Source organism: Actinomadura sp. NPDC048032 (genome assembly GCF_040653175.1).
Taxonomy (GTDB): Bacteria; Actinomycetota; Actinomycetes; order Streptosporangiales; family Streptosporangiaceae; genus Spirillospora; species Spirillospora verrucosospora.
Window position 1 is genome coordinate 1 of sequence record NZ_JBEZJP010000274.1, and the last position, 11049, is coordinate 11049.

Annotated in this window: 9 protein-coding genes, 1 tRNA gene and 1 pseudogene; 6 read left to right on the top strand and 5 right to left on the bottom strand. The window is 69.8% G+C overall.

Annotation, left to right across the window (positions count from 1 at the left end):
- A partial coding sequence (locus AB0C69_RS28420; RefSeq protein WP_360358251.1) for a DHA2 family efflux MFS transporter permease subunit occupies positions 1–989 on the bottom strand: 989 nt, incomplete at its 3' end.
- A 105-nt stretch (positions 990–1094) separates the two neighbouring features.
- On the opposite strand from AB0C69_RS28420, the gene AB0C69_RS28425 reads away from it, so the two are divergent.
- From AB0C69_RS28425 to AB0C69_RS28435, 3 genes are all read left to right on the top strand, one after another.
- On the top strand, positions 1095–1787 hold the full coding sequence (locus tag AB0C69_RS28425) for a TetR/AcrR family transcriptional regulator (protein WP_360358252.1): 693 nt from the start codon (positions 1095–1097) through the stop codon (positions 1785–1787).
- Positions 1788–1879: 92 nt separating this feature from the next.
- Positions 1880–3361, top strand: a complete 1482-nt coding sequence (locus tag AB0C69_RS28430) for an alpha/beta hydrolase (RefSeq protein WP_360358253.1) — start codon at positions 1880–1882, stop codon at positions 3359–3361.
- Positions 3362–3425: 64 nt separating this feature from the next.
- Positions 3426–3501: transfer RNA gene (locus AB0C69_RS28435), tRNA-Thr, on the top strand.
- 64 nt (positions 3502–3565) lie between these two features.
- Here the strand turns inward: AB0C69_RS28435 and AB0C69_RS28440 are convergent.
- Positions 3566–3703: an integrase gene (locus tag AB0C69_RS28440; RefSeq protein ID WP_360358254.1), complete on the bottom strand. Its 138-nt coding sequence runs from the start codon at positions 3701–3703 to the stop codon at positions 3566–3568.
- Positions 3704–3933: 230 nt separating this feature from the next.
- Between AB0C69_RS28440 and AB0C69_RS28445 the strand changes: the two genes are divergently transcribed.
- Together AB0C69_RS28445 and AB0C69_RS28450 are read left to right on the top strand one after the other, a co-directional pair.
- Positions 3934–5040 (top strand): hypothetical protein, encoded by a 1107-nt coding sequence (locus AB0C69_RS28445; RefSeq protein ID WP_360358255.1) that lies wholly within the window; start codon positions 3934–3936, stop codon positions 5038–5040.
- Positions 5041–5272: 232 nt separating this feature from the next.
- Entirely contained in the window at positions 5273–5806 is a 534-nt protein-coding gene (locus tag AB0C69_RS28450; RefSeq protein ID WP_360358256.1) for a DinB family protein, read from the top strand.
- 117 nt (positions 5807–5923) lie between these two features.
- Here the strand turns inward: AB0C69_RS28450 and AB0C69_RS28455 are convergent, their stop codons facing one another.
- Positions 5924–6298, bottom strand: a complete 375-nt coding sequence (locus AB0C69_RS28455) for a MarR family transcriptional regulator (protein ID WP_345179736.1) — start codon at positions 6296–6298, stop codon at positions 5924–5926.
- Positions 6299–6400: 102 nt separating this feature from the next.
- Here AB0C69_RS28455 and AB0C69_RS28460 point away from each other — a divergent pair, with 102 nt between their 5' ends.
- Positions 6401–7852 (top strand): MFS transporter, encoded by a 1452-nt coding sequence (locus AB0C69_RS28460; RefSeq protein WP_360358257.1) that lies wholly within the window; start codon positions 6401–6403, stop codon positions 7850–7852.
- Between the two features lie 462 nt (positions 7853–8314).
- Here the strand turns inward: AB0C69_RS28460 and AB0C69_RS28465 are convergent, their stop codons facing one another.
- Together AB0C69_RS28465 and AB0C69_RS28470 are read right to left on the bottom strand one after the other, a co-directional pair.
- A complete protein-coding gene (locus tag AB0C69_RS28465; protein ID WP_360358258.1) occupies positions 8315–10738 on the bottom strand; it encodes a VIT domain-containing protein in 2424 nt (807 codons plus the stop codon).
- Positions 10735–11049, bottom strand: a pseudogene (locus tag AB0C69_RS28470) (hypothetical protein); the annotation flags it as partial. The pseudogene AB0C69_RS28470 and the gene AB0C69_RS28465, both read right to left, overlap by 4 nt.

Below are 11049 nucleotides of genomic sequence, written 5' to 3' on the forward strand. Positions count from 1 at the left end.
GACACGATGGCGGTCGCGCCGACCCCCATCGGGGCCAGCAACCAGCCCGCGTCCAGAGCCGACTCCCCGCGGACGATCCCCGCGAACAGCGGAACGAGGATCATCAGGCCGAACATCGCGGCGCTGTAGAGGAAGAGCCCGCCGGTCGCGGCCGTGAAGGCCCGGGTGCCGAGACGGCGCAGGTCGATGAGGGCGCCGTCGCCCCTGCGGAACGCGTGGGCCGCGAACGCCGCGACGAGGACGCCGCCGGCGATCGCCGTGATGAGGAAGCGTCCGCTGGTCAGATGTGCCCCGTTTCCCGCCTCAGACAGCGCGTACACCAGGGCCGCCAGGCCGGGAGACAGAAGCAGCATGCCGATGACGTCCAGCCGGGCGTCCGTGCTGCGTTCACCGTCGCGCGGCAGCATCCTCAGGGCCGCCACCAGCGCCAGCGCGCAGAACGGGACGTTCACGAAGAACATCCACCGCCAGCTCAGGTTGTCGACGATCACGCCGCCGAGTAGCGGGCCCAGGATCGGGGCCAGCATCGCGGGCACGGAGACGATGCTCATCACGCGGCCCATCCGGTCGGGCCCGGCCTCCCGGACGAGCATCGTCTGCCCGACGGGCATCAGCATGCCGCCGCCGAACCCTTGCAGGACGCGGAACACGATCAATGAGGGCAACGACCAGGCGAGCCCGCACAGCAGCGACCCGCCGATGAACAGGCCGAGCGAGACGAGCCACATCGTCCGGGCCCCGAACCGCCGCACCGACCACGCGGTCAGCGGGATCGCCATCGAGAGGGCGAGGGTGTAGCCGGTCACGACCCACTGGACGGTCGCGAGGGAGGTGCCGAAGTCCCGGCCGAGGGCGGTGATCGCGACGTTGACGATCGTGCTGTCGAGGACCGTCATGATCGCGCCGAGCACCACGACGACCGCGATGTTGCGCAGGTGCGGATCGATGGGTGCCTTCCGGACGGACGGTGCGGTGCCTGCCGTGGTCATCCCCGTTCCCCCTCGGGTTTCCGTACGCCGTATCGGCAACACCATACAGCGTAGCGCCAAATCCGTACACCGTATCGATACGGCGTCTCGCGTACGATCTCTGGTGTGTCGGCAACACCGAGGTCAGGCGATGTGTGGACGCGTCCGCGCGGCGGGCGCAGGCCGAAGCTGACCCGCGAGGCGATCGTCGAAGCGGCGATCAGGCTGGCGGACGCGGAGGGCCTGGAGGCGGTGTCCATCCGCCGCATCGCGAGCGAGCTGGGCGTCCGGGCGATGAGCCTGTACACGCACATCGACGCGAAAGAGGACCTCCTCGACCTGATGTACGACGTGGTCGCCGAAGAGGTGCTGGTCCAGGGGGAGCTGCCGGACGGCTGGCGCGAGGCGCTGATCGAGATCGCCCGAAGGGAGCGCGAGGCCGGGCTGCGGCACCCGTGGATGCTGCAACTCGCGGGACGTTCCCCGCGCATCGGGCCCAACGGACTGCGCCACATCGAGCAGACCCTGGCCGCCGCCGCCCGCCTCACCGACGACCCGGAAGGCATGCTGGCCATCGTCAAGACGATCGACCACTACATGCTGGGCTTCATCACGATGGAGCAGCAGGCCGCCGATACTGCCCCCCAGCGCGTCCAAACGACCCCCTTGGAGCAGTCGTACGTACGGCTGCTGGTGGAACAAGGCGAACTCCCGCACCTCAAGCCCTTCTTGGAGACGGGCTTCTACCGCAGCGACAGCTTCGAGCTGGGCCTCAAGTGGGTGCTCGACGGCATCGAACACGAATACCGAGGGAAGTAGCCCTCGACCACCATGCCGACGTAGCGTAGGCGGCGGCGTACGTGCAGCTACGACGAGACGGGGACCGGGTGCGGGCAGCGAAACTCATCAGCGTGACCGCTGTGCTGGTTCTGGCGGCGGCCACCGGCTGCGACAGCGGGGACAGGAACACGAGCCAGGCCGCAAGCGTCCCCACGGGCCTGGGACAGTTCTATGGCCAGAAACCGTCCTGGAAGGGCTGTCGCAACGGGTTCGAGTGCGCGACCGTACAGGTCCCCTTGGACTACACCAAGCCGTCCGGCGAGAAGGTCGGCATCTCACTCATCCGGCTCCCGGCCGAAGACAAGTCCGAGCGGATCGGTTCACTGCTCACCAACCCTGGGGGACCCGGCGGTTCCGGGGTCGACTTCGTTCGCCAGGCCGCCCGCACCTTCGGGAACGACCTGCGCCGGCGATTCGACATCGTCGGCTTCGACCCGCGCGGGGTGGCGTCCAGCGCGCCCGTCCGCTGTAACACCGGACCCCAGCTGGACGAGTTCTTCGCCACCGACGCGTCCCCAGACGACCCGAACGAGACCAACCAGCTGGGCAGCGCAAGCAAGGCCTTCGCGCAGCGTTGCAAGGCCAAGGCCGACTCGGAGCTTCCCTACGTCGGCACGGTCAACGCCGCCCGCGACATGGATGTCCTGCGCGCGGCCTTGGGCGATCAGAAACTCACCTACTACGGCGCCTCCTACGGCACGTACCTGGGCGCCTTCTACGCCGAGCAGTTCCCCAAAAACGTCCGCGCCCTCGTCCTGGACGGCGCCGTCGATCCGAAGCTGTCGTCCACCGACCTCCTGATCGAGCAGGCCAAGGGCTTCGAGACCGCCCTCCGTGCCTTCGCCGACGACTGCGTGAAGTCGGGCGGCTGCGCCTTCGGCAACACCCCGGACGCGGTCATCGGCCAGGTGTCCTCCTTCCTCGCGTCCACGGACAAGAAGCCCCTCAGCAACACGCGCGACTCCCGCAAGGTCACCGAGTCCCTGGCCGTGATGGGCATCGCCCGGGCCCTCTACGTCAAGGAGTACTGGCCCGTTCTGCGCCAGGCGCTCACCCAGGCGACGCAGAAGGGCGACGGCACTCTTCTCCTAGCTCTCGCGGACGAGATGGTCGAACGCAAGGCCAACGGCACCTACAGCAACCAGACCGACGCCAACATGGCCGTCAACTGCGTCGACAAGCCCAACCCGCCGGACCTCGCCGCCTACGGCAAGGCAGCCGCCCAAGCCAAGAAGGTCGCTCCCCGCTTCGGACCGTTCGTCGTCTGGGGCGGCCTCCCGTGCGTCTACTGGCCCGCCCAGACCGAACAAGCACCCCAACCCATCACCGCCAAGGGCGCCGCCCCCATCGTCGTCATCGGAACCATCCGCGACCCCGCGACGCCCTACAAGTGGGCCCAGAGCCTGGCCGGCCAGCTCTCCAGCGGCGTCCTCCTCACCTTCGACGGCGACGGCCACACCGCCTACCTCCAAGGCAACTCCTGCATCACCAAGGCCACCGACGACTACCTGATCAGCGCCGACCCGCCCAAGAACGGGACCACCTGCCGCTGAATAACCAGTGCACACCCACCCCCCAACACCCGGTAGACTGCTTCCGCCATGCCCCGCATGGCACGCCGCCTTAGCTCAGTCGGCAGAGCGATTCACTCGTAATGAATAGGTCATCGGTTCGATTCCGATAGGCGGCTCCACGTCAGAGGCCCCTTCCGATCCCGGAAGGGGCCTCTCTGCTAACAGGCTTGCTAACAGTCGCGTCTAGGCCGCTCCGTTCATGACCCGCGCGAACACGTCCGCCGCAGCCACCTCGGCCGAGCGAACGACGTGGGCATAGACCCGAAGCGTGATGGCCGGGTCAGCGTGCCCGAGCCGAGCGGCGACGATGTAGACGGGCACACCGCCAGAAGAAGGGTCGTCGCGTGGAAGCGGCGCGAACCATGAGCGCGAGCATGGCCGCCACGCGAACCTGACGCGACCGTCGTGAGCAGAGTCGCCGCAGGACATGGCGAAGTTCGAGGACTTGAGTGTGGGGTGCGGTGTCGGGCAGACGCGTCCCTTCTGGGAGCCGTTGTAAGCGCCGGTTCGATACGATCTCTCGGGATTCGGGGGATGAAGAGGTCTCGCTCATGTTCAGGCTGTTCCGCCGGCGACGTACGGACGAACTCGCCCTCATCGACACCGAAATCACGGCCCTCGGCGAGGCGCTGGCGCGGCACCCCTTCGTACCCGAGCAGCACGCCGCGGACGCCGAGCTCCTGACGGACTACTCGCGGGCGCTCGATGCCTATGAGCAGGCCAAGAGGGCCTTCGTCGGAGACCGCGACCGCGCGGACGCCGCGGATGTGCTGATCGCGCTGGACGAGGGCCGCCACGCGCTCGCCTGCGTCGACGCCCGCCTCGCGGGCCACCCTGCGCCGCCCCGCCGTCCCCTGTGCTTCTTCGACCCGCGCCACGGCACGTCCGTCGACCGTCTCTCCTGGACCCCCGAGGGGGGCGTCACCCGGATCATCGACGTGTGCGCCGCGGACGGGGTGAGGATCAGCGAGGGCATGCCGCCCATCGCGACCGGCCGACGCCCGCCACCGCCGCCCGAGCCGCGCGCACCCGCGCCCAGTTCTCGACCGCGCGGGTCTCGGGCCCCAGCCCCTGCGCCGCGCGCTCCTGGAGAACCCGCGCCCTATAAGACGTGCCCGCCGGGCGTACGCAAGAGCCAGCGAGTTCAGGGAAGGGGAGCCAGGGAGCACAAGTTTCCTTATCGTGAACCACGCGTCCCGCAGGTGCTGGTCGTCCGCCTCCACGGTGGCGAGCGGAAGAGCGTGGTCAAGCTCGTCGAAGCGGGAGACGTACGGGTTCTGCTTCGAGTTCGAGGGCACCGAAGCCGTGTTGTGGCGCCGCTCCCCGTACGTGAGGACAAGCACGTCCACCTGCGGATCGAGACAATGGGGCGGTGGTCCGCGTGGCTGCAGCGCTTCGACACCGTCCCGGCGGCCCGCGACCACATCTCCTCGCGCGGCTCCTTCGTCTTCCGCTACATGGGAGGCCCCGCGATCGTCCAGATGACGCACGCCGAGCACGGCGACTTCTCTCTCACGGAACTCACGACGGACTTCGAGCAGGGCCAGCGGGTTCTGTCCGGCAAGGGTGCCACCTACGCCGAAGCCCACCTGTCAGGCCCGACCTACCTGCATGTGCGAGCCGAAGGCGACTGGAGGATCAGGTTCACCCCTCTGTGAGAAGGGGCGAGAGTTGTCCGTTGCGATGAGTCAGGGCCGGAACTCGGCCACGATGGCGTGCAGGGGGCGCAAGAATCGGCCGCGCGTGCGCATGTCGCACCTCGGCCTGCGCGACCCCCGACCTCGGCCCTTCCCTCGCCCTCCAGTCCGTGCTCGGGTACGAGCTGGTCGTGATTGCAGACGTCCCAGTGTGGAGGGCTGGCGCTAGCGGGGCCGCACTATCCTTCGGCGGATGCAGAACCCTCCAGGCCAGGTGCCCGCGCCTCTCGATGGTCCAGGGGTCGAGGTGACAGACGCCCGCGAGCTCTTGCTCGGATACCTGGAGTGGTATCGCGATGCGCTGATGCGCAAGCTTTCCGGGCTCTCGGACGAGCAGCTGCGTGAGCCGGTCGAGCCGTTGGGGTGGTCACCGCTCGGCCTGGTGCAACATCTGGGCTGGGTCGAACGCCGGTGGATGCGTTGGGGATTCGCCGCCGAAGACGTTCTCGCCTACCCGCCCGGTGGCGACGAGGCTGAATGGACCGTCCCTGCTGACCGGGCCATCGCACAGGTCATGGACGCTTATCGGCTGGAGGTCTCGCATACGCGCGCTCTGGTGGACGGTGCCGCTCTGAACGACCGAGCTCGTCTGGGTGGTCGTTTCCGGACGTCCGAACAAGCTCCCTCCCTCGGCAGGATCCTCTTCCACCTGCTCCAGGAGTACGCGCGCCATGTCGGCCACCTCGACGTCGCCCGCGAGCTGTTGGACGGGACGACCGGCGAGTAGCTGCCGATCAGCGCAGACCGTCGACAGCGGAGGGTGTGCGCCTGACAGGGTCCACGATCGCCAGAGGTCTCCGAAGCATTCGAGCCCGTCATATCGGCCGCGGTTGAACGTCCCGGGTCAGTCGGTCAGGTGCTCGGCGAGGATCTTCAGGTGGGTGTCGCGGGCGTCGGCGTGGCAGCGGCGGCCGGCGTCGGTGATCTCCACGAAGACGCCGCGGCGGTCGGCCTCGCAGAGCCCGCGCTGGACGTAGCCGTGCTTCTCCAGACGGGCGACCGTCCGGGACAGGGCGCTCTGGCTGAGGTACATGGCCGCGGCGATGTCCTGCATGCGACGCTTCTCACAGTTCTGATCCACGAGGCGGTCGAGCGTCTCGTACTCGCTCATGCTCAGGCCGTGGACGTCCTGCAGGGCGCGGTCCAGAGCGCATGCGACCGTGTTGTAGCAGGTCGCCAGCTTGCGCCAGCGGTCGACCAGGACAGACTCCGCCTCCATGCCGCGCATCTTACCATGCAGGCGCATCAGATGCACAGGCATTAAATTCGCCGGAACTTTGTGCGTGGACATTTGATGCATGTGCATGTACTGTCCCTCGACGTGACTATCACCGAGACCTCACCCGACTCCGCTGTCCGGGCGCCGGGCGCCGTGGGCGCGCCGGCCGAACAGACCTGGACTCCCCGGCTGTGGGGAGTCCTCGCCGTCCTGTGCGCCGTGTTGTTCCTCGACGGACTCGACGTCTCGATGGTGGGCGTCGCGCTGCCGTCGATCGGCGCTGAACTGGGCCTTTCGACCACGTCACTGCAGTGGATCGTCAACGGCTACGTTCTCGGTTACGGCGGGCTGCTCCTGCTCGGCGGGCGCACCGCCGACCTTCTCGGCCGCCGCCGCGTGTTCCTCGCCGCTCTCGCCGTGTTCGCCGTGGCGTCGCTGGTGGGCGGTCTCGTCAACGACGGCACGCTGCTGATCGCCACGCGGTTCGTGAAGGGGCTGGCCGCCGCGTTCACCGCGCCGACCGCCCTGTCCATCCTGACCACCACCTTCCACGAGGGCCCGGCGCGCAACCGCGCGCTGTCGGTGTTCTCCGTTTTCGGGGCGAGCGGCTACTCGTCCGGGTTGATCCTCGGCGGGTTGCTGACCAGCTTCGGGTGGCGCTGGACGTTCCTGACGCCCGTTCCGCTCGCCGTCCTCGCCCTTGTCGCCGGCATCGCGCTGATCCCGCGGGACCGGTCGGCGGCCGAAGGAGGGCACGACATCCTCGGTGCCCTGACGCTCACCGGGGGCATGCTGCTCGCGGTCTACACCGTGGTCTCGGCGCCCGAGCGCGGCTGGCTCGACCCGGTCACCCTGGGTTCCGTCGCCGTCGCGGCGGCCCTGCTGATCGCGTTCTTCGTCACCGAGAACAAGGTGCGCCACCCTCTGATCCGGCTCGGCATCCTGCGGATCGGCTCGATCGTCCGGGCCAACCTGAGCATCGTCGCGCTGTTCGGCTCGTACCTGAGCTTCCAGTTCATGATGACGCTCTACCTGCAGGACGTGCTGCGCTGGTCGCCGCTGAAGATGGCCCTGGCCCTGCTGCCGGCCGGGCTCCTCGTGGCGTTCGGCTCGCCGTTCGTCGGGCGCCTGATCGACCGCTACGGGACGCCGCGCCTGATCATCAGCTCGATGACCTCCCTGAGCCTCGGCTACGCCTGGTTCCTGGCCACCGCCGGCAACGCTCCGCACTACGCGTTCACGATCCTGCCCACGATGCTGCTGCTGGGCGGCGGGTTCGCGTTCGGCTTCAGCTCGATCATGGCGCAGGCCACGGACGGGATCGACGACTCCGAGCAGGGGCTGGCCTCGGGCCTCGTCCAGACCTCGGGCCAGGTCGGCGCCGCCCTGGTCCTGGCCCTGGTCACCGCCCTGGTCGCGGGCGGGACCGCCGCCGGCGGCGACGGATTCGGCGAGTTCCACCCCGGAGTCAACCTGGTCAGCGCCGTCGCCGTGATCGGTCTGGCCCTGAACCTGATCCCGCTCCTCCGCCGCTACCGCCCGAAGCACACCTGACCGCCCTCCGCCAATGTGGGCCGGGCCGCGCAACCCACCGCGCATCCCGGCCCACACCTTTCCCCGACGGCCCCTCAAGCCTCCCCGCCCCCGGCAGCGCTCGCGCACCGGGGGCGTCTGTGCGTGACCGGCGGTCGAGCGCCCGGCGGGAGCTGCGCACGTAGGGGAAAGTGCGCGTTTAGCGGCGTGTGTGTACCTGACGGCGTCTGTAGACCCCGGGCGTTTGCGGACTCGGGGGCGTTGGCGTGCCTGGGGGCGACTGTGCTCCTGGGGATTAGCGCTGTCGCTGAATCTGTGACGTTCCTGGGTGCTTGATGTGCCGTTAGGTGTGGGGAACCTGTGCGAAACGCTGCGGCTGGATGGGGTGCGGTGGCGTGGGTGGGTGCTGTTGTGGAGTGGCGCGTTGTTGGCGGCATGCGGTGTGGCGGGGGCGTCTCCTGTTGGAGGCGCCCCCGCCTGGGGTTAGCCGGGACGTTTCCAGAAGGGGCGGCGGGGCGGGGATTCGCCGGTGAAGTCGGCTAGGACCCGGAGGGCCTGGGTCCACTGGTCGTTGACGGTGGGCTGGTCGGCGGTGGGCCGGAGGCGGTGGAGGTCATCGCGAAGGTCGGCGAGGGGCTTGGTGTCCAGGGAAAGGGTCTGCATTCGCTGGACGATCGACTCCAGGATGGGGAGAAGCTCGCTCAGCAGGTGCTGGACGCGCTCTTCCCGAGTGTCGGGGACCTGGCGGAGGCGACCCAGGACGTTGGCCAGTTCCTGCCGGAATCCGGCGAGAGGTGAGGGCGCAGGGCCTGCCGCTCGTCGGGCACGGCCGGCGGGACGGCCGAAGGAGCGGGCTGGGGGCGGGGGCGGCGCGCCGTAGCCGGCCGGGGCGCCTTGCGGCATCGGGGGCGGGCCCGTGGGGGCGGCCGGCATGGGCGCCGAAGGCATGGCGGGGGGAGGGGGAGCTCCGCCTGCCGGCGGGGCGGCGCCTTCCATTCCCACGGAGAAGGCAGCCGGGGCCATTCGCGGGGCGGCCATCGGTGCGGCTCCCGCCCAGCCGCTGGGCATCTCCACTGGCTGGACGACCTGGTGCGGCGCGTCGCCTTCGGTCGCGACTCGGCTGTCCACGGCGACGAACGCGGTGAAGCGGCACAGGACGCCGAACCGGAGGGAGGTCGAGATGATGCGCTGTTCCAGGTCGCCGGCGCCGCCGACCGTGTAGCGGTCCTCTAGGTCGCGCAGGTGCGCGCGGGCCCAGATCGATCGGGCGGCCGAGTTCTCGGCGACGACCCCGGTGGCGTGCTGCTCCCAGGCCGTGCCGTCGGACGCCGTCCCCCGCACGGAGAGGACGCCGGAGGCCGTGCCCCGGAACCGGCCCGCGATCTGGAGCGGCACGCCGGGGAACAGGGCGCCCAACCGGGTGGGCGCCACGCTGCCCGGGACGATCTCCAGCCCGTCGGCGTGCAGGGAGAGGCCGGTGGCCACGGGGGCGGCGATCCGGTGGTGGATGTGCTCCATCGCTTCGTCGAGGCGGTCTTCGGACTCCACCAGTTCGCAGCGGCCCTGGCCGATCGAGGCGAGGCGGTTCAGGAAGCCGGCGTTGACGGCCTGGTCGATGCCGACCGTGTGCACGCGGATGCCGTGCAGGCGCGGTTCGAGGTGGGCGAGGAGCTGGTCCTCGTTGCCGACCTGGCCGTCGGTGATGAGGACGAGGACCCGGTCGCGGGCGGGGTCGGTGAGCAGGCGGCAGCCCTCGTCGAGCGGGGTGAGCATCTCCGTGCCGCCCCGCGCGCCCAGCGCCGCGAGATGCTCGACGGCGCGGAACCGGTTGCGGTCGGTGCCGTCGACCAGTCTGGAGCCGAGGTCGCGCGGGCGCTCGATGACGCTGTCGAAGGACAGGACGGCGAACCTGTCTTCGGCGCGGAGGGTGTCGACGATGCGGGCGGCGGCGCGGCGGGCGGCGACCATCTTCCAGCCGTGCATGCTTCCAGAACGGTCGAGGACGAGCACCACGTCGCGTGGACGGGGCCTCACCTCCCCGGAAGGCAGGACCGTGAGGCTGAACGTTCCCTCCTCTCCGGACTCGTCGGGGACGAGGGAGAGGGCCGCGCTTTCGTGGGGGGCGAAGTCGAGGCGGAGGATGAAATCGCGGTCGAGTCGCTCGCCCGGTAGCAGGCGTACGGTCGTCCGTTCGCCGTCGCCTGCCTCGGCGACCACGTGCAACGCCGACCGGATCTCGGTGAGGGGAAGTCCCGCCGGATCGATGTCGACGGTGACGGCCAGGCGAACCGGGTTGGGGAAGTGGGGCAGCAGGACGGGCGGACTGATCCGGGACGCGTCCGGCACGGCGTCGGTGTCGTCGGCGGTGCCGGAGCCTGCGCGCTCGCCGTCGAGCGGAGCGCCGGGGATGTAGCGGGGCGCGACGACGAGGGGGAAGCGGAACGTCGCGCTGGACGCCGACTCGTGCGGCAGCGGCTGGTCGAGGGAGAGCCTGATCGTGACTCGCTCACCCGGCAGGATGTTGCCCACCCGCATGGTGAACACGTCCGGGCGGTCTTCTTCCGCTATGGCCGCGCGTTGGCCCGCGGCGATGGCGGTGTCGTAGTCCTGCCGCGCCTGGCCGCGCTCTTTCAGCTTCCCTTCGATGACCCTGTCCGCGGCCTCCATGCGCATCGCGGTGACGGCGGCGCGGTCGGGCAGAGGGAAGATGTAGGTGGCCTCCAGCGGCTCGTCGAAGGGGTTGCGGAAGCCTTGGACGACCTCGATGCCCGCGGCGAGGCCGGTGATGGACGCGTGCACGTCCACGGAGTCGAGCGGCAGGTTTCCCCTGCCGGTGCTGAGCGCGCCGAGCCCGTGGTCGGGAACCGGCGGCGCGGGCTCGGGTAGCGGCAGGATACGCACGGTCACTGGATCCTCCGGGGTGGGTCGGCGGGCTGGAAGTCGGGGCTTTCGGCGGGGGGCCGTGCCGGGGCGAGCAGGCCGCGGCGGCGTAGTTCGTCGAGGAGTGGACGCGCGGCCGCCTCGATGGCGGCGACGTCGTCGCCGTTCAGGTCAGGGACCTCCAGAAGCACGGTGAGGCCGGGCGCGAGACGGACGCCCTGGACGAGAGCGGGGCGGGGTTCGTCATAGCCGCTGACATCGACGTTCGGCCGGAATGACACATCGGGGCGCGTGCTCCAGAAGTTGCCTCTCTCGCCGCCCGCCGCGCTCAGGCGGGC